The organism is Aestuariispira insulae (assembly GCF_003385955.1).
GTDB classification, from domain to species: Bacteria; Pseudomonadota; Alphaproteobacteria; order UBA8366; family Aestuariispiraceae; genus Aestuariispira; species Aestuariispira insulae.
The window spans coordinates 76,951-100,680 of sequence record NZ_QRDW01000010.1; the positions used below are offsets into that span (position 1 = coordinate 76,951).

The following is a 23,730-nucleotide window of genomic DNA, read 5'->3' on the forward strand; positions in this document are numbered from 1 at the left end:
CCTATAGATCCTGTTTTTATCACTGACTGACATAATAAATCATATTTTCGGATCGAATTCCGCAAACTGAAATTAAATTCGGAACGAATTCGTCTTTATCTTCGGTGCAATCGAAGAAATTCAGATGAAAGAGACCGATGTTGGATGGGAACAGGCAGGCGCTCGGCGCGGACATGATCCGCTGGCGCCATGAAATACATCAGAAACCGGAACTGGGCTTTGCCGAACATGAAACCGCGGCCATGGTTGCCCGGCATCTGAAAACGATCGGACTGACGTTGCATGAAGGCATCGGTGGTACCGGCATTGTCGGCATGTTGAAGGCAGGAACCAGCAGCAGGGCAATCGGCATCCGCGCCGATATGGATGCACTGGCCATCCAGGAACAAAATGAATTTGACCATAAATCACAAATTCCCGGTCAGATGCATGCCTGCGGTCATGACGGCCATACATCGATCCTGATGGGGGCAGCTGCCATGTTGGCGGAAGAACCATGTTTCGACGGCACGGTTTATTTTATCTTCCAACCGGCCGAAGAACATGGCCGGGGCGCGCTTTCCATGATGGAAGACGGTTTGTTCGAGCGGTTCCCGATGGACGCGATCTATGCGCTCCACAACATGCCGTCGCTGCCCACCGGTCATGTCGCGGTCAAGCCCGGCCCCGTGATGGCCTCTGAGGATAACTTTGAAATCACTGTCCTGGGCAAGGGAGGCCACGCCGCCCTGCCCCATCTGGCAAAGGACCCCATTCCGGTTGCAGCCGAAATTGCATTGGCACTGCAATCAATCATCTCGCGGAAACTGAAACCAACCGACAGTGCGGTAATATCCATCACCGATATCCAGACCGACGGCACCCGCAATGTTATTCCGAACCGGGTGACATTGACCGGCGACACCCGCAGCTTCGATCCGGAAGTCCAGAACACACTGGAGCGGGAGATGGAACGCACCACCGCCAACATCTGTTCCGCCCATGATGTCGGCTTTGAGTTCGCCTACAGCCGTGAATTTGCCTCGACCATCAGCACTGAGGCGGAAGCCCGGCATGTCTTCGACGCGGCCACCGCCCTGTTGGGGCCCGAGAAGATCCGCTGGGACGGGGAACCGATCATGGCCTCGGAAGATTTCGGCTTCATGCTGCAACAAAAACCCGGCTGCTATTTCCTGTTGGGTAATGGCGGGGATGGCCCCGGCGGCTGCGGCCTGCACAGCCCGCATTACGATTTTAACGACGACATCTTGATGACCGGTGCCCGGCTTTGGGTGGAACTGGTCCGGCAACAGCTGCCTGTAACGGCTTGAGGAGACCATCATCATGACCCAAGACACATTCGCCCAGGCCCATATCGCCCGACATGCCAATGCCATGGCCACCCATGATGCTGTTTATCCAAAAGCCCTGCATCCCATCTTAGGCACCGGCGACTGCCAGCAGGCAGCTGAGGTGATCCGTCAATGGCCCGGTTATGCCCCGACCCCGCTCAGCAACCTTGATTCCCTCGCTGCCAAGGTCGGAGTCGGCCAAATTCTTTACAAGGATGAAGGTCCGCGCTTTGGCTTGGGCAGTTTCAAGGCGCTGGGCGGGGCCTATGCCGTCCTGCATCTGCTGCAACGGGAATTGGGCAAGCAACTTGGTCGGACCATTGCCTTTTCAGAAATCATGGAGGGTACCCTCAAGGACGAATGCGCCCAAATCACCGTGGTTACTGCGACCGATGGCAATCATGGGCGCTCTGTTGCCTGGGGCGCGCAGAATTTCGGCTGTGGCTGCCGGATCTATATGCATGCCGGTGTCAGCCGGGGCCGGGCCGATGCCGTCGAGGCTTATGGTGCCGAGGTGATCTGGGTCGATGGCAATTATGATGCGTCCGTCCGGGCCGCGGCGAATGATGCCGAAACCCATGGTTGGCACATCGTTTCCGATACGTCCTACGAAGGCTATATGGATTTGCCGCGCCAGGTGATGGCCGGATACACGGTTATGACTGGCGAAATCGCCGATCAGCTCCCCAATGGGCAAATCCCGACCCATGTTTTCCTGCAGGGCGGCGTAGGCGGCCTGGCCGGGGCGGTCTGTGCCCATTTCTGGCAGCTGTTCGGTGAACAACGGCCGCGCGTGATCATCGTTGAGCCGGAACAGGCCGATTGCCTGAAACAAAGCGCGATTGCTGGCGAGCCGACCCTGGTCGACATCCAGGAGGAAACCGTCATGGCCGGCCTGTCCTGTGGCGAAGTCAGCCTGCTGGGCTGGGAGATCCTGAAACGCGGTGCCGATGATTTCCTGACCATCCCAGACGGCCTGGTGCCGCCAGTCATGCGCCTGCTGGCCGATCATAGCATCATTGCCGGCGAATCCGCTGTGGCCGGGCTTTCGGCCCTGTTGGGCTGCCTGAATAATGCTGAACTGGCGAAAGCCACTGGACTGGATGAGGATTCCCGTATCCTATTGATCGGTACAGAAGGTGCGACCGATCCGGCCATTTATCGGGAATTGGTCGGCCGCGACCCGGAACAGATCGCCGCGTGAACCCGCTTTAAAAACCCTGGCTTAAGAAAGTTGTCGACGACGATGATGCAGCCCCCCCGGCGCGGTTTTGATATCGTGGAATATGAATTGCGCGTGGCGCGCGCACAAAAGGCCATGCATGCGGAACAGCTGGATGGCCTGCTGCTGACGACCGAGGCAGAGGTTCGGTATTTTTCCGGTTTTCAAACCCAGTTCTGGGAAAGCCCGACAAGACCCTGGTTTCTCATTCTGCCGGCAAAGGGTGAACCGATCGCGGTCATCCCCGGCATTGGCGAGGCCGGCATGCGCGGGACCTGGATCCGGGATATCCGGTGCTGGCCCGCGCCCCGTCCGGAAGATGACGGGGTCAGCCTGCTGGCAGACGGCCTCAACAGCCTGCCAAGACGGTTTGGCCGGATTGGTCTGCCCATGGGGCATGAAAGCCTGCTGCGCATGCCGCTGGCCGATTTTCGAAAACTGGAACGGGGTATTGCCGGCTATGAACTGATTGATGCAGCCCCGTTGATGCATGCGCTGCGCTTTGTGAAGTCTGCTGCAGAAATCAACAAGATCGAATATGCCTGCCAGGTGACATCCAAGGCATTTGAAGCCTTGCCGGAAAAACTGGCCATCGGCATGACCGAGCGGGAGGCCTGCCAAGCCCTGCGCATGGATCTTCTGAAGCTGGGCGCAGATCATTCGCCCTACCTGATCGCCGGCTCCGGCTCGATGAGCTATGGCGATATCATCATGGGACCAACCGACCGGGTGCTGGAAGATGGTGATGTCCTGATCATCGATACCGGTACAGTCTATGACGGATATTTTTGCGATTTTGACCGAAATCTCGCTTTTGGCACGCCGGCGGATGAAACGCTCGCCGCCCATGAATGTGTCCACCGCGCAACCGACGCCGGTTTTGCCGCAGCCAGACCCGGCGCGACCATGGCGGACTTGTTCAACGCCATGTGGCAGGTCCTGGAAGCCGGCGGCGCGTTGGGCAATAATGTCGGGCGCATGGGCCATGGACTTGGCATGCAGCTGACTGAAGGCCCGTCCGTCACCCCGCATGACCAGACCGTGCTGGAAGTAGGATGCGTGGTCACACTAGAACCCGGCATGTGTTTTGCTCCCGGTTGCGAAATGGTGCATGAAGAGAATATTGTGATCACCGAAAACGGCGCGCGCTGGCTTTCCAACCGTGCACCGGTGGAAATGCCGCGCATTATCAGGAAACAATCATGACCTCTGTCCCCTATCAGCGATTGGAGCTCTCTCTTGAGCTGGACCACCGCGCCCCGCGTGGCCGGATCGGTTTGGTGGCACTGGGTACCGATTTCACCGCCGAGGATGAGTTGCGCCAGATGCTGCCGGACGGCACAGCGCTCTTTACCAACCGGGTGGAAAACGCCAATCCGCTGACCCTTGACAATCTGCGCAGGATGGAAGCCGATCTGACACGGGCCGCTGCCGGAATCCTGCCCGGACGTGGCATCGATGTAGCGATATTTGCCTGCACATCCGGTTCCGCCGCCATCGGCGATGAAATCGTCGAGCAGCGGGTCCAGGCCGCCTGGCCCGGCATACCGGTCACCAATCCTTTGCGCGCTGCGGCCGCTGCAATGAAATCGCTCGGCCGCAAGCGCCTTTCCGTACTCACCCCCTATATCGAAGAAGTCAGCAATAAACTAGCCAAGGAGTTTTCAAGGCGCGATCTGATTTTGACCAGCCTGTTCGGCCTCGACATGCTGGATGATATTGATATCGCCATGCTGCCATTTGACACGATCCGCGAAGCCGCCCGAAGGAGTGTAACAGGAGATGAGGAAGCGCTTTTCATTTCCTGTACCGCCACCCGCGCCGCCCAAATTGTGGCGGAACTGGAACAGGAACTGGGCCTGCCTGTCTTGACCAGCAATCAGGTGATGACCTGGCATGCCCTGCGCCTGATCGGGATCGAGGATGCAATCGAAGGGTTTGGTGAGATATTCCGGACGGACCTGACCGGGTAGGCTTTCCCTAAACCGCGGTCCAGCCACCGTCAACGGGCAGAGCCACGCCATTGACATAGGCCGCCGCATCGCTGGCCAGGAACACCACTGGCCCAGCCACATCATTGGGATTGCCCATACGCCGCATGGGCGTGCGTTCCGCGTATTGGGCGATGAAATTTTCTGGCTGGCCATCCTCGATACCGCCCGGACAAACCGTATTCACCCGGACCCCTTTTGGCCCGTACCAGGCGGCCAGATAACGGCCATAATTAATTAGCCCGCCTTTAATCGCGGAATAGACAGGCGGAGACAACGGCATTTCCAACCCGTCATAGACTCGCAAATCCGGCCCCCGTAGGCCGTAAATTGATGCAAGATTAATGATTGAGCCATGGCCACGCGCGCCCATGCGCGTCGCCACCTTGGCCGAGAGCAGACAGGCCGCGTTCATCTGCAGATCCACATTCTTGCACCAATCCGCCTCATCCAAATCATCCTGCTGGTTCGTGCCGAATTCGGTTGTTCGCGGATAGGCCGCATTCACCCAGACATCCGCATGCCCATGCATGTTTTCCAGTGTCTCCAGGCGGCCTTCCAGATTGATCATGTCGGCGGCATCAAACACAGATTGCCGCACCCGGGCATCCATGCCGTGTTGTTCCACCAGATCCAGGGAAAAGACAGAGGCCCCCGCATCCGCAAGGGCCGAACAGATCGCACGCCCGATCAATCCATTGCCGCCGGTCACATAAGCGGTCTTGCGATCAAGCTGGAACATATGCTTTCTCCAAAGCAGGAAACTCGCGAAATCAATATCTTGAGATGATGAGTCTGCCTGCGGGTTCTGGCCCCGTCAAGAAAGCAAAGCTTGGTAACCCGGCTATTTGACCGTTATAGTCTTGGGAAAGGAATCGCTGAGTGGAATTGAGATATCATCGTGAATAACAAGGCTTTACAGGGCAAGAGGGTTTTCGTGACCGGTGCAGACGGTTTTATCGGGTCGCACCTGACGGAGCATCTTGTCAGGGCGGGCGCAGATGTCACGGCTTTGGCGGCCTATAATTCCTTCGATGCCAATGGCTGGCTGGACGATCTTGAACCGGACATCCGTGATCAGGTCCGCATCATCCGGGGCGATGTGCGGGACGCGGCCTTCACCATGCGCGAAATCCGGGGCCAGGACATGGTTTTCCACCTGGCCGCCCTCATCGCGATCCCCCATTCCTATGTGGCGGCGCAGTCTTATGTGGATGTGAATGTCACCGGCACGCTGAACATCCTGGAAGCAGCCCGCACGGCCAACTGCGAGAGGGTCATCCATACCTCCACCAGCGAGGTTTACGGCACCGCCCAATTCACCCCGATCACCGAACAGCACCCGCTTCAGGGGCAATCGCCCTATGCCGCCAGCAAGATCGGCGCGGACATGATGGCGGAAGCCTATGCGCGATCCCACGGGCTGCCGGTCATGATTTTACGCCCCTTCAACACCTATGGCCCGCGCCAGTCGGAACGCGCGGTCATCCCAACCGTCATCCGCCAGGCCCTGGACCCGGCCTGTGATGAAATCCGCCTGGGCTCGCTCGATCCCAAACGGGATTTCAACTTTGTCGGCGACACAGCGCAGGCATTCCTGGCCATGGCGGTCACGGACGGGCTTGAAACCGGCAGCCCCTATAACACCGGCACCGGGGTCGCGGTATCGATTGCGGAGATTGTGGCAGAAATCAAATCGACCACCGGCAGCACCAAACCGGTGGTGACGGAAGATGCCCGCAAGCGCCCGGAGAATTCCGAAGTCGGGCTTTTGCTGGCGGATAATGGCCGCCTTCGCGACACAACCGACTGGCAGCCCGAGACGGATCTTGCCGACGGGCTTGCCAAGACTGTTTCCTGGTGGCAGCGTCGCCTACAGGCGGGCCTGGTACGCCCGGACCGGGGCTACGCCACCTGAACTTAAACTCACCCGATTCCCAGTGGGAGACAATCCATGGCGGTTTTGCTGTGCAGCCGATCCGAATCCGCTCAAGAATGGGCCAAAGCCTTTGCAGCATTGAACGCTTTTGAGCTTCGGGTCTGGCCCAATGCCGGGGATCTGTCCGAGATTGACTATGCCATTGCCGCCCATCCGGAAGAAGGCGTGCTGGCGCAATGCTCGAACCTGAAGGCGATCCATTCCCTGTGGGCCGGAATCGAACATCTGACCAATGATCCCAGCCTGCCCAAGAATGTGCCGATCATTCGCATGATCGACCCGGGCCTGACCCAGGGTATGGTGGAATATGTCTTTGGCCATGTGATGCGCTATCACCTGCTGACCCATATTTTCCAGGCGGGCCAGGCACGCCATGACTGGGCCCCGATGGATCCGCCGCTGGCGCAGGAACGCACCATCGGCATGCTGGGCCTTGGGGTTCTGGGCGGCACGATTGCTGGGAAGCTTTCTGATTTCGGCTTCAACATGCTGGGCTGGAGTCGCTCGCCCAAGGAAATCAAAGGCGTTGACTGCCTGCACGGTGAAAACGGGCTGATCGAACTGCTTTCCCGATCCAGCATCCTGATCAATCTGTTGCCCAACACACCCGCCACCACAAAATTGTTAAACGCGGAAAACCTGGCCCAACTGCCAACGGGTGCCTGCATCGTCAATGCCGGACGCGGCCAGTTGATCGATGATGATGCCTTGTTGGCAGCCCTGGATACGGGCCAGATCGGCGGTGCCAGCCTAGATGTTTTTTGGGAGGAACCGCTGCCCAAAGACCATCCCTATTGGTCCCATGACAAGGTCCTGGTCACCCCACATATCGCCAGTGTCACCCGGATTTCCACCGGTGCCGCCACTGTGGTGAAGAACCTGCGCCATCTAATGGCAGGTGGCGCGATTGATGTGATTGACGGCGTGATGGACCCCGGGGCGGGTTATTAATCGCCCAAATTGCAGAACAACTGTATTATTTTCAGTAAAACTGGGGCGCAAAGGCCACGCCGGATCACGCCAGAATATTGACGATCTGGCCGCGGCCGGAGGAATTCAGCGGCTGGGCGATGCCGCCCGCCTCACCACCAGCGACATTTTCGACAAGCTCGACCGCCTGGGCACTCTGGTCCAGGGAGGTTTTCAAACTCTTCAGGGCAAATTGCTGCCTTGTTTGAAGATTGTTTAAGGCGACGGCGCCGGTCGCATCCATGGTTTTAAATCCTCTTTGGCGCCGGAGGCCTTCTTGGTCCGGCGGGCCAGTCTTGCTCGTTCTATGCCGATAATTAAGCGCAATCTTATCACAGAGTCATCCAAAAAAGAATAACGGCAGCGGGAAAACCCGCTGCCGCTAACCGTTTAAAGCGTTTCAGGCGCTTGGATCAGCCTTCGACGTCGGCCGCCACTTTCATGGAAACAATCTGGTCCGGGTCGGTCACGGAACCGTTCTGACCAGCGCCTTTCTTGATCATGTCGACATATTCCATGCCGGAAACCACCTGGCCCCACACGGTATATTGACGGTCAAGCCAGGGGGCGTCGGCAAAGACGATGAAGAACTGGGAATTGGCGCTGTCAGGATGACCGGAACGGGCCATGGAAAGCGTGCCGCGCACATGTTTCTCAGCGGAAAATTCCGCTTTCAGGTCCGGTTTGTCGGAACCGCCCATGCCAGTGCCGGTCGGGTCACCGCCCTGTGCCATGAAACCGTCAATCACCCGGTGGAAGACGATACCGTCATAAAATCCTTCGCGCGCCAGTTCCTTGATCCGGGCAACATGGTTCGGGGCCAGGTCCGGACGCAACTCGATAACCACACGGCCATCTTTCAGCTCAAGATAAAGGGTGTTTTCAAGATCAGCCGCTTCGGCAGCGCCGCCAGCGGACAGGGTCAGGCCCACCGCCAGGGCGGCAGAACGCATGAAACGGGAGGAAAACAGGGACATGGATGATCCTTTCTCAAATCGACAAAACGGCCCTCTCCATCAGGGCCGCGCAATCCCGGTGCGGAAGTCCGCATCGCGCGCAGCCTAGGGGCAGCCCCCGGAATTGGCAATCCTGAAGATTGCGGCAATCCGGTGGCATGACCTGATCAATGATTGCGCCACCGCCCCGACTCAGGGTTAGATCCAGCCATGCTTGACCAAATTTTCGTCTTTGACATTGAAACCGTCCCCGATACCGATGCGGTGCCTAACCTGACCGGCTTTTCCGATCCGGACATTGCGGCCAGGCGCGAAGAGCTGGAGCGCTATCACCTGGAAATCACCGGCGGCAAGAACGCCTTTCCCCGACAATGTTTCCATAAGGTAGTGGCAATCAGCTTCCTGCGCGCGCGCATCCTGCGCGATGGCGGCTATGAATCCTACCAGATCGAGGAAATTCGGTCCGGCGGCACGCTGGCATCGGACGAAGAGGAGTTGGTTAAAGGATTTTTCCAATATTGCGGGCGGCATCTGCCCAGATTGATCAGCTATAACGGCCGCGGCTTTGACCTGCCGGTGCTGAAATACCGGGCGATGAAATACGGCATCTCCGGAGAGTGGCTGCACAAAGGCGTCAATAAATGGGAGAACTATACCCAGCGCTATGCCAAGGACTGGCATTGTGATCTGATTGAGGTTTTGTCCGATTATGGCGCTTCGGCCAAGGCGCGCCTGAACGAGATCTGCGCCTCTGTCGGGCTGCCGGGCAAGACCGGCACCGATGGCGGCGATGTAATGGCGCTCTATGATGCGGGCAATATCCAGGAAATCCGGGATTATTGCGAAACCGATGTTTTGAACACCTTCCTGCTCTATTTGCGCTATGCGCTGCATGCGGGAATCACCGATTTTGACGGCTATAACCACAGCCGGTTGCTGCTGTTGGGCGATGTGGAAGAACGGGCGGAGGAAAATGAGGCCTATAAGGCATTTCATGAGGCCTGGCGTGACGCTTCCGGCGGCAGTTTTTCAGCCCTTTAAGACCGTCTTGCCCATCAGGATCGTTTGCAGACGCACCAGATCGTGATCCTCCGGGCTGTCTCCTGCGGATACCAGGAAATAACCGCGTTCCGTCTCGACCGATTGCCGGCCGATCCGGACCAACTGCCCGTTTTCCAAATAGCGATCCACCATATTGGACCAGCCGAGCGCCACTCCGCGCCCTTCCATCGCCGCCTGCAAAAGAAAGGGATATTGCAGATAAAGTTCCGACCGGCTGACCCGTTTGCCCGGCGGTAACGGTCTTGCCCCCGCCTGCTCCAGCCAGCTTTCCCAGACCAGCCAGCCGCGCTGGCCCGCATCCAGATGCAACAGCGGATAATCCGCCAGATCACGCCAAGCCTGCGGATCTTTCAAACCCGGATGGCGGCTCAGAAATTCAGGCGCACAAACCGGAAAGACATTTTCCCGAAACAGGCTGACCGCCGCCCGGCCCGGCCATTGCCCTGTTCCATAGCGAATGGAGTAATCCGCGTCCGACCGTTCCAGATCCGCATAGGAATCGGTGGTGATCAATCGCACCTCATGCGCAGGGAACGCCTCCTGGATGGCCGCGAAATAGGGCATTAAATAGAGATGCGCCAGGCCATAGGAACAGCCGATTGTTAGTGTCCGGATCTGATAGGGCGATCGGCGGATTTCCTGAAAAACCGACTGGATATGCCCCAGGCCCAAGGCAACCGCCTCATGCAGGGCACACCCCTCCGGGCTCAATACGATCCTGTTATGGTGGCGATCAAACAGCGCCACTCCCAGATGATCCTCCAGATTAGCGATATGGCGGCTGACCGCCGGCTGGGATGTTCCCAGTTCCTCCGCCGCACGGGTAAAACTGCCGGTGCGCCCCGCACATTCAAAAACGGCAAGCGCATTCATCAATGGTTGGATTTCCCTAAGCAGCTTCATAACATGAGATTATGAGACTCTGCCCTCGCTGCCAAGGATCTATCAGCAGACGACAAGGGCCGGTTCCCCGGTCGGGGTTAATATGATACTTTTCTGAAAAATGGCCGACAGGGTCGAAAAGGGAAGTATTTATAGTGAGAAGCAAAAATGCCATCCTGCAGCGATTTCCTTTGATTCTCTGCCGGACAATTTTTCTCTGCCTGATGGTGATCCTGCCGGTCCGTGCGCAAGCCGATCCGATGATCATTGGGATCGAAAGTAACGATTATTACCCTCATTACCAGTTTCAGGATGGGGAGTTTCGCGGCTATGTCCGTGATCTGTTTGACCGGTTTGCACAGGATAGCGGCCTGAAAATCCATCTGCGCACCATGCCGCTCAAAAGACTGTTGAAGGAAGTGCGCGCGGGCACGGTGCATTTCAAATATCCGGATAACCCCAAATGGAATGTCGGAGAGAAACAATCTGTCTTTCTGCACAGCGACCCGATCGTCGGCTATATTGACGGCACTTTGGTGCTGCCGAATCAGGTCGGAGGCCCGGTTGAGAATATCAAGACACTGGGTACCTTGATCGGTTTTACGCCATGGCCCTATTTCGACCGGATTCAGGCCGGCGCGGTCTCGGTTTATGAAGGCACCTCACTGGGCGGGGTCATTAAACGGACCTTGCGCCGGGGCAAAGGCGGCCTTTATGCCAATATCGATGTGGCCCGCTATCAACTGACAAGCCTGCTTGGTCAGCCGGACGCGCTGATTTTTGACCCAAACCTTCCCCATGCGGTCAGTTATTATGCGATCTCAACGGTGCATTATCCCGAATTGCTGGACCGGTTTAATCGCTGGCAAAAGGAATCGGCCGCATTCAAAGCCTTCCTGGAACAGAAATATGGCGTTGGCGACGCCGGAATATTGGGCCAAAGTCAGCTGACAAATTGAGCTGCCCATTCCTTTGATTTCCCTGTATATTCCGGGCAAACAAGGAAGAAGGCTGCGATGAACAAACCTTTGCCCCCGTTGAACTGGCTGCGCGCATTTGATGCCGCCGCCCGGCATCTCAGCTTCACCGGTGCCGCAGGTGAATTGAACATGACACAGTCTGCGGTCAGCCAGCAGATCAAGGCCTTGGAATCCTTTCTGGGAAACCCGCTTTTCATCCGCAAATCACGACAGTTGGAGCTAACCAATACGGCACAGGCCTATCTTCCTACCGTGGATGCAGCCTTTAAACTGTTGGCGGAGGGCACCCAGACCGTGCTCGGTGTGGATCAGGACCAGATGCTGGAGATCCGATCCAATCTGGCGTTTAGCAAATATTGGCTCACCCCCAGGATTGGCCGGTTCCTCAAGGCAAATCCCTGGGTCCGGCTGAATAACACCACGGTCATCTGGCCCGACAAGGCGCCACTGGTGCCTAATGCCAGCGTCGAGATTGCCTTTGGCGATGCCGCTGCATTGCCGTTTCAATCGGGTGCCCGCCTGACGGAGGAGACCTTTTATCCGGTTTGCGCGCCCAACCAAGCAAAAACATTCACCAAGCCGAAAGAGCTGTTGGACCAGCGGCTGCTGGATGTCAGCGGCATCATTGAAGGATGGGACAGCTGGCTGCGGGCCGCCGGGGTCGAAATCCCGCCATTGCTGCGGATTGATATGGCCAGTACCTATGTGGTTACCCTACCCCTGGCCCTGGAGGGATGCGGGATTGCCATGGGCCATGACATGATATGCGGAACCTTGATGGAACGGGGCGAACTGGTGCGACCGTTCGAAATCGGATGCCCGTTGCGCGAGGCCTATTTTTTAATGCCCCCGTTCGGCGGCAAGTCCAATGCCGCCTCCACCGCCTTCCGGCAATGGATATTACAGGAATTCGACCTTGGGAATTAATCCCGGTATCCCGGCTCTTCCTCATCCAGGATCGCCTTCAACTCGTTGAAATGGCTGCCAGCCTGGCTGGGATAATCTTCCAGTTCACAGGCGGTTTTTTCCGCGATCTCATTACTGAGCACGCGCAATTCCCGCCCCGTTTGCAGCGCCCGGATATAGGTCTCCGCCGCGCGTTCGAAATAATAGAGCCGGTTAAAGGCATCGGCAACGCTGTCCCCAATCACCAGAACCCCGTGATTGCCCATGATCATAACCTTGATTTTCGGATCCGATAACATCCCGGCGCAGCGCTCACCCTCTTCCTCAAAGGCCAAACCGCCAAAATTTTCATCAATCACATAGCGGTTGTAGAAAGTGGCCGTATTCTGGTCGATCGGCGGCAGATTGCTGTCCTTCAGGCAGGCCAGTACCGTGGCATGGATCGAATGGACATGCATCACGCAACGGGCATGGGGCACATGCCGGTGGATGGATCCATGCAATCCCCAGGCCGTCGGGTCCGGCGCACCGGGCAGGGACAGGGTGTCCCGGTCATTCGCATCCAGAAGCAAAAGATCAGTCGCCTTGATCCGGGAGAAATGTCGTTGGTTGGGATTCATCAAAAATCGTGTGCCATCTTCATTCACCGCCAGAGAAAAGTGATTGGCCACCGCCTCATGCATACCAAGCCTCGCGGTCCAGCGGAACGCACAGGCCATATCCACCCGCTCCCGGTAAAAGGGCATGTTTAAGCGATCCGTCTCTTGCAAATCCAGCACCGTCATCTTCCGTCATCCTGGTCTATCTTCGTTACGCACCATTGTCTGGCAGCGACGTATTTCCGGCAAATGATAAAATCGCAACCTATTCATAAGTGAAACTTATGGATAATACCCAAATGACCGGCAAAGAGGTTGAATTTTCAGCATAACCTGCGCTAGCGTGAAGCCAGCATATATCCGTTCCAGGAGGGCAACATGCCATCGGTCGGTTTCCAGCAAGGTCAATTCGAGGATGAGGGCCGCCCCAATTGGGATGGCAACGGGCCGCGACCGATCCGCTATTGCGTCTGGTACCCGGCAGAGGATGGCAGCCCGGGAGGACTGATGGATATAGGACCACCGGAAGCACCGCTTTTCCATATGGGTGAGATCGCGCCGGATGCACCCCTGGCGGAAGCCATAAATCCCTATCCGGTTGTCTTATTGTCCCACGGCACCGGCGGCAATGCGGAAGGCATCGGCTGGCTGGGATGCCGGTTAGCGGCCCGCGGTTATGTAGCCATCGCGGTCAGCCATCATGGCAACACCGTCGCCGAACCCTACCGGGCCGAAGGGTTTCTTTGTTGGTGGGAACGCGCGCCGGATCTGGTTCTGGCGCTGGATCATGCGGCCGAACAGCGGGCTTTCGCCGAGCAGTTGAACAAGGGCCGCGTCTATAGTGCCGGTTTCTCGTTGGGGGCTTATACCGTGATGGCTTTGCTGGGCGCGCGCACCGACACCAACCTTTTCCGGACCTGGTATGACCGTCATGGTGACCGGCTTGGCAAAGGACCGCGGGAGTTTCCCGATCTTACCGACCGGATAGATGATCTTTTGAAGGATAGCCCGGTTTTTCGGGAAAGCTGGGATCGTGCCGGGGATGATTATCAGGATAACCGCATTCACGCGGCCCTGGCCCTGTCTCCAGCCCCGACGGTTCGGGGCTTCACCGAAGACAGCCTGGCCGCCATCACCCGACCGGTCACCATTATTTGCGGTCGGGATGACAAGGAAGCGCCCCATGATCTTTGCGCCGCCTGGCTCAATGATACCTTAAGCAACAGCAACCTGCTGCTGCTGGGGGAAACGGTCGGCCATTATGTCTTTTTGAACGAGGCCCTGCCCGCCGGCATCGCCGAAATGCCCGATATCTGTGTGGATGCCGAAGGGGTTAACCGGCACGCTATTCATAATCAGGCCGCCCTGATGGCGGATTTCCTGTTTTCAGCAAATTAAAAGCGGAGAAGAAAGGGTCCAACCTGGGATCCGGATCGGTCCGGGGGCAGGAAATGGCCAACCCGGATCCGCAGGCATTGGGTTGCAGGTTTTCGCCTGCTTGGCGGCATTGGCTGAATGAAAACGCATGTCTGCCTGGGGGACAGGGTAGGTTACATCCAAACAAGTGCCACCGTGGGACTGACAGCCCTGTGCGGTCGGGCCGCCGTCGTCACAGGAGATATAGATAAAATTTTAAACAAATATTTGTCAAATTTTATTTTATCTCCAAAATGCCATTCGTTCCGCTGGTAATGCTTGAGATCAGCCTAGGGATGAAGCGCGGGGATGAAAACTGTCACATTTGACATACCCCGCCCCACCCCGGCCATCAGCCTGTCAGCAACATGGCACCGCCCTTGTTCCGGGCCGCGCGATAAGCCAGCCGGGTCTCGATTCGCTCCAGGAATTTGGTCATGTGGGGCATGGATTGCCCGCCCCCCATCCGCGCCTGGGCCGCTGCCACCGGATATGCCATCTGGATATCGGCCATGGAAAACTCGTCTCCCGCAAACCATGTGTTTTGGGCCAGATGACCTTCCACATGAGCCAGCAAGGTCCGGATGGTGGGCCCCAGATAGGCGGCATCCGCCTTGCCCGCCAGCAATTTTGCCACCGGCTTGATGAAGAAGGGCGATTTTTCAATCATCCGGGACCAGAGATATTTCGAGACCAGCGGCGGCATCACACTGCCCTCCGCCGCATGCAGCCAATAACGGTAATCGTCCAAAGCCCGGCCCTCGGCCGGACGTAAGCCCTCGGCCTGATCGGCAATGGCTTCCAAAATCGCGCCCGATTCCGCAAGCACGCGGCCCTCCAGCTCCATCATGGGAAATTTGCCCGCCGGATGCAGGCCCCTGGCCTCATCCGGTGCCAGCCTGGTCTCCGGATCTCGCTGGTAGGCTTCAACCTGATAGTCCAACCCGGCTTCTTCCAGCGCCCAGAGAATGCGGAAAGAACGCGACTGTTCCAGATGATGCACAATAATCATGCCAACCCCTCAAAATTTATATTTCATGATTTTATATGTCATGGATTGTAATTTTTTGTCAAAGAAATTTTGAACAACCGTTGCAGACCGGAATGATGCGCGCCGCTTCTCGGGCATCCACATCCCGGACCTGATCCAGGATCCAGGGTGGCACAGACAGCAAACCGGAAACATCCGCACCCGCTTGATCCGGCCAAAAGCCTGTGCATATTGGAAATAGAGATTATTGGAGCATACCCTTGGCCAAGAAAAACCTGATCATCGACTCAGACATGCCGCTGGACCAGAAAGCCCTGGTCCTGTTGCTCTGTACCGCCCAGGAACAGCAGATGGAGATGACCAGGATCATTCAGGATCTGAACCTGTCATTGGCACAATTGCAGATGCTGCATTCCCTGGCCCAGGTCCCAAATGGCACCCTGACCGTCAACCAGCTGAAAGACTTCATGGTCAATGATGCCTCCAATGTCAGCCGTGCGCTGAACAAACTGGTGGAAGCGGGCTATGTCACCAAGGAACGCTCGACAACCGATCAGCGCACCGTCATGGTCACCATCACCAAGGACGGCCACGCCGCCCATGAAGAGGCCGACCGCCGGCTGATCAAGCACAGACTACCGTTGAGCGCGGCAGAGACAGAGACCCTATACGGATTGCTGGCCAAACTTTAACCCCTGATGTTTTGGAGCCTACCGGCCATGGCGCCGGAGATTTCTAACCATACCGAAAGCATGATAGCCGACATAAGCGCCCGTTAAGATCAGCAAATAAGGCCATGTTACAAACACCACTATCAGAAACAGTTGATTTTTGAGCTTTCGACCTTCCAAGCTCATATCCTCCGGCAGCCCCGGCCAGCCGCCAGCCAATATGATGCCGGAGGCAATGCAATAGACGCACAGCAACAACTGGCCATACAGGGCTGCCAGCAACAACCGGTTCAGACTGCGTTTATCAGCAAACTCAGCCAAATAAATCAGCCCAATGATCGAGATGAATGCAACCAGAGAATACTCGCCGCTAACCATGCCCTCACTCCCCCCTTCTGTTGACAGCCTATGCGGAGACTCAAGTCCTCTCAACCGGAATAGGGCCTGGAACAAGAAAACCCCCAGTCCGGGAGAGGACTGGGGGTTTTTTACCGCGGAATAATGGGTTCAGTCAGTTATTCCGCAGCACCTACCTGAACGCTGTCGTTCAAGGTTAGGGGGCTCTCGAGCTTGCCGATGATTTCATGGGGCACCACATGTTTGATCATGCCCCGCGCCCGGTCCCATTCACTTAGGATCGTTTCGGCCCAGGTGGAATGGGTCTCCCGGAAATGATCCTCGATCATGCGGCGGCAGACATCGGCCCAATAGTCGGTCTCAAGGCTGTAGGCCGCGCAGGTATCATCGTTGAGGCGGTTTTCAAAAGTGCCGTCCCTATCGAGCACGAAGGCCATGCCGCCGGTCATGCCGGCGCCGAAGTTCTCGCCGACACTTCCCAAAATCGCTACACGCCCGCCAGTCATATATTCACAACCGTTGGAGCCGCAGCCCTCGACCACACCAACCGCACCGGAGTTTCGGACCGCGAAACGCTCGCCCGCCCGGCCCGCGGCATAAAGCGCGCCGGAGGTTGCCCCATAAAGGACTGTGTTGCCGATGATCGCGTTTTTCTGGCTTTCCAGCGGGCTGGTCGCGATCGGGCGAACCACGATCTCGGCCCCGCTCAAGCCCTTACCGACATAATCATTGGCATCACCGATCACCTCCAGTTTCAACCCCTGGACCGCGAAGGCCCCCAGGGATTGACCGGCCGCGCCGCGCATGCGCACGGTCAGATGGCCGGGTTTCAGACCCTTCATGCCGAACTGGCGGGTGATCTTGGACGAGATCTTGGTGCCAATCGCCCGATAGGTGTTGCGGATGTTATATTGCAGCTGCATTTTTTCGCCATGGGTGAAGAGCGTTTCCGCATCTTCGATCATCTTGGCATCCAGGGTTTCCGGCACCTCATTGCGCCCAATCATGGTGCAGACGGAGCCGCTCGGCCCCGGGTCGGCTCTCGCCAGCAACGGGTTCAGGTCCAGATCATCCAGATGGGCCGCACCACGGCTGACCTGGCGCAGAAGATCGGTACGGCCGATCACTTCTTCCAGAGACCGTGCTCCAAGTTCCGCCAGGATCTCGCGCACTTCCTCGGCAATGAAGCTGAACAGGTTGACCACTTTTTCCGGATTACCCTGGAATTTGTCGATCAGGGATTGATCCTGGGTGCAGACACCAACAGGGCAGGTGTTGGAATGGCACTGACGCACCATGATACAGCCCATCGCCACCAGGCTGGCGGTGCCGATGCCATATTCCTCCGCCCCCAACAGGGCGGCGATCACCACGTCGCGCCCGGTCTTGATGCCGCCATCGGTGCGCAAGCGCACCTTGTGGCGCAGACCATTGAGGGACAGGACCTGATGAGCTTCCGCCAGACCCATTTCCCAGGGCAGACCGGCATATTTGATCGAGGTTTGCGGGGAGGCACCCGTGCCCCCGGAATGACCGGAAATCAGGATCACATCCGCATGGGCCTTGGCCACGCCCGCAGCAATGGTGCCGATCCCGGCGCGCGCCACCAGCTTCACACAGACCTTGGCTTCCGGGTTGATCTGTTTCAGATCATAGATCAGCTGGGCCAGATCCTCGATGGAATAGATATCATGATGCGGCGGCGGGCTGATCAAGGTAACGCCTTCGGTGGAGTGGCGCAGTTTCGCGATCACCTTGGAAACCTTGAAGCCCGGCAGCTGGCCGCCTTCGCCCGGTTTCGCGCCCTGGGCCATCTTGATCTCAATTTCCTTACAGTTATTGAGATATTCCGCCGTCACGCCAAACCGGCCGCTCGCTACCTGCTTGATCGCACTTGATGCATTGTCGCCATTGGGTTTCGGCTTATAGCGCGCCGGATCCTCACCGCCCTCGCCGGAATCCGATCGCGCACCGATCCGGTTCATGGCGATGGACAGCGTCTCATGGGCAATGGGGCTGAGCGCGCCCAGGGAGATCCCCGGCGAGATCAGACGCTTGCGAAGTTCGGTAATGCTCTCCACCTCATCCACCGGCACCGGGTCGCCCTTGGGGTCAAAACCCAACAGATCGCGCAGCGCCACGGGCGGCAGCTTTTGCGTGCCTTCGGAATATTTCTTGTAGGTGGCAAAAGAGTCGGTTGAGACCGCACTTTGCAGGGTATGGATCAGGCTGGCTTCCCAGGCATGGGTCTCGCCGCCCCGGCGATAACGGTAAAATCCGCCCATGGGCAGGGCCAGAACCGCTTCGTCATAGGCCTTGCCATGCTGGGATCCGACCAGTTTCTGAATACCGGTCATACCGATGCCGGAAATCCGGCTGGGCAGGCCCGGGAAGAATTCAGAGACCAGCGCGCGGGACAGGCCCACCGCCTCGAAATTATAACCGCCGCGATAGGAGGAAACGATCGAGATCCCCATCTTGGACATAATCTTCATCAAGCCGTCATTGATCGCCTTTTGATAGCGGCGCAGCGCCTCTTCCAGGCTCAATTCACCCAGCAGGCCGCGGGCATGGCGGTCGGCAATGGCTTCCTGGGCCAGATAGGCGTTGATGGAAGTGACACCGACCCCGATCAGGACTGCGTAGTTATGGACGTCCAAGACCTCGCCGGATTTGACATTCAGGCTAGCAAAGGTCCGAAGCTGGCTTTTGACCAGATGGGTATGCACCGCCCCCGCCGCCAGAACCATGGGGATTGCGGCCTTTTCTGGTGACGCATATTCATCGGTCAGGATCAGATGGGCTGCCCCCCGGCGTACCGCCTCTTCCGCCTCACGCTGAATGCGGTAGATGGTTTCGCGCATGGTGCCGGACTTACCCGATACATCATAGGTACAGTCGATCTCGGCCGCCGCATCCTCGATATAGGCTAGTACCTTCTTAAAATCAGTATTGAGCAGGACCGGGCTTTCCAACTGCAGGATCGCCATCTGGCGCTCGTCTTCCTCCAGGATATTGCCCAGGTTGCCGAGACGGGTCGCCAAACTCATCACCTGGCGTTCGCGCAGGGGATCGATCGGCGGATTGGTCACCTGGCTGAAATTCTGTCGGAAATAGTGATGCAGCCCGCGATATTGCGAGGACAGAACCGCAACCGGCGTATCATCCCCCATGGAGCCGATCGCTTCCTTGCCGGTTTCCGCCATGGGCTGCAACAGCAGCTCCAGATCTTCCATGGACCAGCCGGCGGCCACCTGGCGGCGGCGCAGTTCCGAACGGTCCATTTTGCCGACCACACCGCTTGTATCGGCCTCCAGCTTGTCCAGTGTGGTGATATTCTTCACCCAGTCGCCAAAAGGCGCCAGCCCGGCCACATGGTCCTTCAGGGCCTGGTCGTGATAGAGTTTGCCCTCGCGCAGATCGACACCGATCATCTCTCCCGGACCCAGCGCGCCTTTTTCCTCGACCAGCTTTTCATCGACCTTGACCATACCGACTTCGGACCCGATCAAAAGCAAGCCGTCGCCGGTTACCACATAGCGCATGGGGCGAAGGCCGTTCCGATCCAGACCGGCCAGCACCCAGCGGCCGCCATGGGCGCAAATGGCTGCCGGGCCGTCCCAGGGCTCCATCACGCCATTGGCATAGGTGTAAAAATCCTTGTGGTTTTGCGGAACCGACTTGGAATGCTCCCAGGCTTCAGGAATGAGCAGGCTTTTGACTTCCGGCAGGCCGCGCTTGGTGCGCACCAACACTTCAAAGACCGCGTCAAGCGCGGAGGAATCCGAGCTGCCAGGCTGGATGATCGGTTTGATATCCTCCACATGATCCCCAAAAATCGGGTCATCCATGCGGGTTTCATGGGATTTCATCCAATTGACATTGCCGTTATAGGTATTGATCTCACCATTATGGGCCAACACCCGGAAGGGCTGGGCCAGCGGCCAGCTGGGGAATGTGTTGGTGGAATAACGCTGGTGATAGATCGCAAAGTTGGATTCAAACTTCTCATCCAGCAGGTCCGGATAAAAGGCGGTCAGCTGTTCCGCCAGGAACAGACCTTTGTAAATCACCGACCGGCAGGACAGCGAACAGATATAAGCCTCACTCAGATTGGCATCCAGAACCTTGCGTTCAATCCGGCGGCGGATAATGTAGAGATCCACCTCAAACTGGGAATCATCCACATCCCGGGCATTTTCCACCAGGATCTGCTCAATCTCGGGGCGGGTTGAATTACCTTTTTCACCAAGGGCGGTGATATCGACCGGCACCTGGCGCCAGCCATAGATCCGGTGGCCCATGCCGATGATTTCGGATTCAATGATCTGGCGCACACTTTCCTGCTTGCCAAGATCGGTCCTGGGCAGGAAAACCATACCGACGGCCAGGCGGCCCTTGCCGACCTGCTGGCCCATGCGGCGGATATGATCCTTGAAAAACTCCTGCGGGATCTGCAAATGGATCCCGGCCCCGTCGCCGGTTTTGCCATCCGCATCCACAGCCCCCCTGTGCCAGATCTGGCCCAAGGCCTCAATGGCGGAAAGCACCACCGATCGGCGTGGCTTGCCATCAATACTGGCCACCATGCCAACCCCGCAGTTCGCGGTTTCGGTTTCCGGCAGATACATGCCATTGGCGGCCAGATGGGCTGCGCGTTCCTGGTAATTGTCGATGAAGGGCCGGTTATTGGTCATCTTATTTAGTCCCCTGGTTGCCCGTTCGGGCCTGAATTCCTGATCTCTGGTGTCGTGTTCGGCGCTTATTCCGCGGCGGCCTGCGCCGCTATATCGCCGGCCTTGGCCTGGATATAGTCATGCATGGCATCAGCCGCGTCGCGGCCGTCGCGGATCGCCCAGACCACAAGGCTGGCACCGCGCACGATGTCACCGGCGGCGAAAATGCCGGGCCTGGCGGTCATGGCGGTGCGATGATCCACCTTGATGGTGCCCCAATTGGTGACGGGCAGGTCCTTTTCCCCCCACAGGGTCGGCAGATCTTCCGGCTCAAAACCAAGCGCCATCACCACCAGATCGGCATCATGGGTCACCTCGGATCCTTCGATGGCGCGCGGGCTGCGCCGACCGGTCGCGTCCGGTGCGCCAAGGCGCATGGAGATCGCCTTAACCCCGGTTACCTTATCCTGCTTGTCGGCAACAAAGGCTTCGGGTGCCGAAAGCCAGACAAATTCAACGCCTTCCTCCTCTGCATTGGCGGTCTCACGGCGCGACCCCGGCATGTTTTCCTTATCGCGGCGATAAAGGCATTTTACCGATTTCGCTCCCTGGCGAATGGCGGTGCGCACACAATCCATGGCAGTGTCTCCACCGCCGATCACCACAATATTCTTGTCCTTGGCATCCAGATCGCCGCTTTCAAAAGCCTCAACCTTGTCACCAAGCCCCTTGCGGTTGCTGGCGGTCAGGTAATCCAATGCCTGGATAACATTCTTCGAGCCAACACCCGGTGCCTTCAGATCGCGGGTCTTATAGACACCGGTCGCGATCAGGACCGCGTCATGCTTGGCTTCCAATTCTGCAAAGCTCAACTGCTCGCCGATACCGACACCCAGATGGAACTGAACACCGCTGTCGGCCAGCCATTGATTGCGGCGCTCGACGATTTCCTTGTCCAGCTTGAAGTTGGGAATGCCGTAGACCAACAGGCCGCCCGCCCGGTCATAGCGATCATAGATATGGACTTGATACCCTTTGGCACGCAGTTTTGCAGCTGCCGCCAGACCGGCAGGCCCGGCACCGATGATGCCAACGCTTTCATCCCGCTCGGCCAACGGCTTAATTACCTCAACCCAATCATTATCCCAGGCCGTATCGGTAATGTATTTCTCAACCGCGCCAATGGTGACCGATCCATGGCCGGACTGCTCGATCACGCAATTGCCTTCACAAAGTCGGTCCTGGGGACAAATACGGCCGCAAATTTCCGGAAAGGTGTTGGTGGCACTGGAAATCTCGTAAGCTTCCTGCAGGCGCCCCTCAGCGGTCAACATCAGCCAATCGGGAATATTGTTATGCAGGGGACAATGTACCTGGCAAAAGGGCACCCCGCATTGGGAACAGCGCCCGGCCTGGTCAGCGGCATGGTCCTTGGCATAGCGGCCGTAGATTTCCTCAAAATCCTCTCGACGCAACTCGGAAGCGCGTTTTTCCGGCATTTCTTGGCCGAGTGAAATGAATTTGAGCATCTTATTCGTGGTCATGGTCCAAGTCCCTAGATCCGGTCGGTTATCCCTCTGCCGAAATAGTCAGAAATACTGACCTTTTTAGCCCCGCCAGCACTTTCTGATTATTCAGTTACACAAATTCAGCAAAACGGGAAATTTTCTGTCGGCAATGGTTCTATACAGGCAAGAAATCGGGAAATCCAGAAAAAAATGCAATTTAGTAAACATATGATTACCATTATCTGGCAATGATAAGCTTATTCGCAAATTTCTTGATAATACCGGGGTAGGGTCAAATTTAATTAGTTCCGTTTCGGTACTATCTTAAAAATCGAAACTTCACAATTGTTTGATGCATGCCACGACCGTCAATGTTATAAGCGGCTTCCCCCATGTGCGCGCCCGCAAGAACAATCCAAGGAAATCCCGTTGGCTCTCCATCACATTCTGATTTTGGCTATCATCCAGGGAATCACCGAATTCCTGCCCATCAGTTCTTCCGGCCACTTGGTTTTGACCGGCAAGGTGCTGGGCTGGACCGACCAAGGGCTCGCTATTGATGTGGCGGTACATGTGGGCACCCTACTGTCCGTCATGCTGTATTTCTGGCGTGACGTCGGGGCCCTGGCCAATGGCGCACTCAAACTGACCACGGGGCGCAAGGGACCGGAACGCAAACTTTTCCTGAATGTGGTTATCGGCACCATTCCGATCGTCATTGTCGGCTTCCTGCTGAAAGACGAGATCAGCCATTATCTACGCAATGTGGAATTGATTGCCTGGACAACCATCGGGTTTGGCATCCTGCTGCTGCTGGCGGACAAATTGGGTATGACCGCCTGGCGGCTGGAACATATTTCCTGGCGGGTTTCACTGGCCATTGGCCTCGCCCAGGTGCTGGCCCTGCTACCCGGCACCAGCCGGTCCGGGATCACAATGACCGCCGGGCGAATGCTGGGAATCGAGCGATCTGAATCCGCAAGATTCTCGCTGCTGCTCTCCATCCCGACCATCGCGGCGGCCGGCCTGCTGGTGGGAATAGAAATTCATCAGGCGGGCAATGTCGCCCTTGAAAAGGATGCCCTGATCGCAGCCGCTATTGCCTTTGTTGCCGGCTACATTTCCATCTGGGCCATGATGGCCTGGCTGAAGCGGGCAAGTTTTACAGTCTTTGTCCTGTATCGACTGCTGCTAGGCGGCATTCTGCTGGGCTGGATCTATCTGTAACGCACAGACTTCACCCGCACCCCAAACAAAAAAGGCGGCGCCCGCAG

At 57.3% G+C, this 23,730-nt stretch carries 21 protein-coding genes; 12 read left to right on the forward strand and 9 right to left on the reverse strand.

From position 1 onward, the window contains the following. Positions 1-137 precede the first annotated feature (137 nt). The 4 genes from DFP90_RS18480 to DFP90_RS18495 are packed head-to-tail and all read left to right on the forward strand — an operon-like array spanning position 138 to position 4,526. A complete protein-coding gene (locus tag DFP90_RS18480) occupies positions 138-1,310 on the forward strand; it encodes a M20 aminoacylase family protein (protein ID WP_115938153.1) in 1,173 nt (390 codons plus the stop codon). Positions 1,311-1,323: 13 nt separating this feature from the next. Continuing rightward, on the forward strand, positions 1,324-2,535 hold the full coding sequence (locus tag DFP90_RS18485; RefSeq protein ID WP_115938155.1) for a diaminopropionate ammonia-lyase: 1,212 nt from the start codon (positions 1,324-1,326) through the stop codon (positions 2,533-2,535). 42 nt (positions 2,536-2,577) lie between these two features. Beyond that, positions 2,578-3,759, forward strand: a complete 1,182-nt coding sequence (locus DFP90_RS18490) for a M24 family metallopeptidase (RefSeq protein ID WP_115938157.1) — start codon at positions 2,578-2,580, stop codon at positions 3,757-3,759. Continuing rightward, entirely contained in the window at positions 3,756-4,526 is a 771-nt protein-coding gene (locus DFP90_RS18495) for a maleate cis-trans isomerase family protein (protein ID WP_115938159.1), read from the forward strand. Before DFP90_RS18490 ends, DFP90_RS18495 begins: the two co-directional genes overlap by 4 nt. A 7-nt stretch (positions 4,527-4,533) precedes the next feature. On the opposite strand, the gene DFP90_RS18500 is transcribed toward DFP90_RS18495, so the two are convergent. After that, positions 4,534-5,286, reverse strand: a complete 753-nt coding sequence (locus DFP90_RS18500; RefSeq protein ID WP_115938161.1) for an SDR family oxidoreductase — start codon at positions 5,284-5,286, stop codon at positions 4,534-4,536. Positions 5,287-5,445: 159 nt separating this feature from the next. Between DFP90_RS18500 and DFP90_RS18505 the strand changes: the two genes are divergently transcribed. Together DFP90_RS18505 and DFP90_RS18510 are read left to right on the forward strand one after the other, a co-directional pair. Beyond that, complete coding sequence (locus tag DFP90_RS18505; RefSeq protein WP_115938163.1) at positions 5,446-6,462, forward strand: SDR family NAD(P)-dependent oxidoreductase; 1,017 nt, start codon at positions 5,446-5,448, stop codon at positions 6,460-6,462. 36 nt (positions 6,463-6,498) lie between these two features. Beyond that, positions 6,499-7,434 (forward strand): 2-hydroxyacid dehydrogenase, encoded by a 936-nt coding sequence (locus DFP90_RS18510; RefSeq protein ID WP_115938165.1) that lies wholly within the window; start codon positions 6,499-6,501, stop codon positions 7,432-7,434. 64 nt (positions 7,435-7,498) lie between these two features. On the opposite strand, the gene DFP90_RS18515 is transcribed toward DFP90_RS18510, so the two are convergent. Further along, positions 7,499-7,696 (reverse strand): hypothetical protein, encoded by a 198-nt coding sequence (locus DFP90_RS18515; RefSeq protein ID WP_115938167.1) that lies wholly within the window; start codon positions 7,694-7,696, stop codon positions 7,499-7,501. A gap of 169 nt (positions 7,697-7,865) precedes the next feature. Beyond that, positions 7,866-8,405 carry a peptidylprolyl isomerase gene (locus tag DFP90_RS18520; protein ID WP_218044736.1) on the reverse strand — a complete coding sequence of 180 codons (540 nt, stop codon included), beginning with the start codon at positions 8,403-8,405 and terminating at the stop codon, positions 7,866-7,868. A gap of 213 nt (positions 8,406-8,618) precedes the next feature. Between DFP90_RS18520 and DFP90_RS18525 the strand changes: the two genes are divergently transcribed. Beyond that, on the forward strand, positions 8,619-9,449 hold the full coding sequence (locus DFP90_RS18525; RefSeq protein WP_115938171.1) for a 3'-5' exonuclease: 831 nt from the start codon (positions 8,619-8,621) through the stop codon (positions 9,447-9,449). Here the strand turns inward: DFP90_RS18525 and DFP90_RS18530 are convergent. Next, positions 9,438-10,343, reverse strand: coding sequence for a LysR substrate-binding domain-containing protein (locus DFP90_RS18530; RefSeq protein WP_181905446.1), 906 nt, complete (start codon positions 10,341-10,343; stop codon positions 9,438-9,440). The genes DFP90_RS18525 and DFP90_RS18530 overlap by 12 nt on opposite strands. Positions 10,344-10,507: 164 nt before the next feature. Here DFP90_RS18530 and DFP90_RS18535 point away from each other — a divergent pair, with 164 nt between their 5' ends. After that, complete coding sequence (locus tag DFP90_RS18535) at positions 10,508-11,311, forward strand: type 2 periplasmic-binding domain-containing protein (RefSeq protein WP_115938175.1); 804 nt, start codon at positions 10,508-10,510, stop codon at positions 11,309-11,311. A gap of 57 nt (positions 11,312-11,368) precedes the next feature. Next, positions 11,369-12,259 carry a LysR family transcriptional regulator gene (locus DFP90_RS18540; protein WP_115938177.1) on the forward strand — a complete coding sequence of 297 codons (891 nt, stop codon included), beginning with the start codon at positions 11,369-11,371 and terminating at the stop codon, positions 12,257-12,259. Here DFP90_RS18540 and DFP90_RS18545 read toward each other — a convergent pair. After that, positions 12,256-13,023 (reverse strand): class II aldolase and adducin N-terminal domain-containing protein, encoded by a 768-nt coding sequence (locus DFP90_RS18545; RefSeq protein WP_115938179.1) that lies wholly within the window; start codon positions 13,021-13,023, stop codon positions 12,256-12,258. The two genes, DFP90_RS18540 and DFP90_RS18545, sit on opposite strands and share 4 nt — an antisense overlap. A gap of 192 nt (positions 13,024-13,215) precedes the next feature. Between DFP90_RS18545 and DFP90_RS18550 the strand changes: the two genes are divergently transcribed. Continuing rightward, the gene (locus DFP90_RS18550; RefSeq protein ID WP_115938181.1) at positions 13,216-14,235 is read left to right on the forward strand and encodes an alpha/beta hydrolase family protein; all 1,020 of its coding nucleotides are present in this window, start codon (positions 13,216-13,218) and stop codon (positions 14,233-14,235) included. 370 nt (positions 14,236-14,605) lie between these two features. Here the strand turns inward: DFP90_RS18550 and DFP90_RS18555 are convergent, their stop codons facing one another. Next, positions 14,606-15,265, reverse strand: a complete 660-nt coding sequence (locus DFP90_RS18555; protein WP_115938183.1) for a glutathione S-transferase — start codon at positions 15,263-15,265, stop codon at positions 14,606-14,608. Positions 15,266-15,504: 239 nt separating this feature from the next. Here DFP90_RS18555 and DFP90_RS18560 point away from each other — a divergent pair, with 239 nt between their 5' ends. After that, a complete protein-coding gene (locus DFP90_RS18560) occupies positions 15,505-15,936 on the forward strand; it encodes a MarR family winged helix-turn-helix transcriptional regulator (protein ID WP_218044731.1) in 432 nt (143 codons plus the stop codon). 18 nt (positions 15,937-15,954) lie between these two features. Here the strand turns inward: DFP90_RS18560 and DFP90_RS18565 are convergent, their stop codons facing one another. From DFP90_RS18565 to DFP90_RS18575, 3 genes are all read right to left on the reverse strand, one after another. Further along, positions 15,955-16,368, reverse strand: a complete 414-nt coding sequence (locus tag DFP90_RS18565) for a hypothetical protein (protein WP_147301058.1) — start codon at positions 16,366-16,368, stop codon at positions 15,955-15,957. Positions 16,369-16,430: 62 nt separating this feature from the next. Next, entirely contained in the window at positions 16,431-20,969 is a 4,539-nt protein-coding gene (gene gltB, locus DFP90_RS18570; RefSeq protein ID WP_115938187.1) for a glutamate synthase large subunit, read from the reverse strand. 65 nt (positions 20,970-21,034) lie between these two features. Then, positions 21,035-22,492: an NAD(P)-dependent oxidoreductase gene (locus DFP90_RS18575; RefSeq protein ID WP_115938189.1), complete on the reverse strand. Its 1,458-nt coding sequence runs from the start codon at positions 22,490-22,492 to the stop codon at positions 21,035-21,037. Between the two features lie 393 nt (positions 22,493-22,885). On the opposite strand from DFP90_RS18575, the gene DFP90_RS18580 reads away from it, so the two are divergent. Next, the gene (locus tag DFP90_RS18580) at positions 22,886-23,683 is read left to right on the forward strand and encodes an undecaprenyl-diphosphate phosphatase (protein ID WP_115938191.1); all 798 of its coding nucleotides are present in this window, start codon (positions 22,886-22,888) and stop codon (positions 23,681-23,683) included. Positions 23,684-23,730: the final 47 nt, after the last annotated feature.

What these genes read in the sequence shown, in the direction of transcription:
- DFP90_RS18480 (WP_115938153.1), top strand. Translation starts at nt 138, where the DNA reads ATGTTGGATGGGAACAGGCAGGCGCTCGGCGCGGACATGATCCGCTGG.
- DFP90_RS18485 (WP_115938155.1), top strand. Translation starts at nt 1,324, where the DNA reads ATGACCCAAGACACATTCGCCCAGGCCCATATCGCCCGACATGCCAAT.
- DFP90_RS18490 (WP_115938157.1), top strand. Translation starts at nt 2,578, where the DNA reads ATGATGCAGCCCCCCCGGCGCGGTTTTGATATCGTGGAATATGAATTG.
- DFP90_RS18495 (WP_115938159.1), top strand. Translation starts at nt 3,756, where the DNA reads ATGACCTCTGTCCCCTATCAGCGATTGGAGCTCTCTCTTGAGCTGGAC.
- DFP90_RS18500 (WP_115938161.1), bottom strand. Translation starts at nt 5,286, where the DNA reads ATGTTCCAGCTTGATCGCAAGACCGCTTATGTGACCGGCGGCAATGGA.
- DFP90_RS18510 (WP_115938165.1), top strand. Translation starts at nt 6,499, where the DNA reads ATGGCGGTTTTGCTGTGCAGCCGATCCGAATCCGCTCAAGAATGGGCC.
- DFP90_RS18515 (WP_115938167.1), bottom strand. Translation starts at nt 7,696, where the DNA reads ATGGATGCGACCGGCGCCGTCGCCTTAAACAATCTTCAAACAAGGCAG.
- DFP90_RS18520 (WP_218044736.1), bottom strand. Translation starts at nt 8,405, where the DNA reads ATGCGTTCTGCCGCCCTGGCGGTGGGCCTGACCCTGTCCGCTGGCGGC.
- DFP90_RS18525 (WP_115938171.1), top strand. Translation starts at nt 8,619, where the DNA reads ATGCTTGACCAAATTTTCGTCTTTGACATTGAAACCGTCCCCGATACC.
- DFP90_RS18530 (WP_181905446.1), bottom strand. Translation starts at nt 10,343, where the DNA reads ATGAATGCGCTTGCCGTTTTTGAATGTGCGGGGCGCACCGGCAGTTTT.
- DFP90_RS18540 (WP_115938177.1), top strand. Translation starts at nt 11,369, where the DNA reads ATGAACAAACCTTTGCCCCCGTTGAACTGGCTGCGCGCATTTGATGCC.
- DFP90_RS18545 (WP_115938179.1), bottom strand. Translation starts at nt 13,023, where the DNA reads ATGACGGTGCTGGATTTGCAAGAGACGGATCGCTTAAACATGCCCTTT.
- DFP90_RS18550 (WP_115938181.1), top strand. Translation starts at nt 13,216, where the DNA reads ATGCCATCGGTCGGTTTCCAGCAAGGTCAATTCGAGGATGAGGGCCGC.
- DFP90_RS18555 (WP_115938183.1), bottom strand. Translation starts at nt 15,265, where the DNA reads ATGATTATTGTGCATCATCTGGAACAGTCGCGTTCTTTCCGCATTCTC.
- gltB (WP_115938187.1), bottom strand. Translation starts at nt 20,969, where the DNA reads ATGACCAATAACCGGCCCTTCATCGACAATTACCAGGAACGCGCAGCC.
- DFP90_RS18575 (WP_115938189.1), bottom strand. Translation starts at nt 22,492, where the DNA reads ATGACCACGAATAAGATGCTCAAATTCATTTCACTCGGCCAAGAAATG.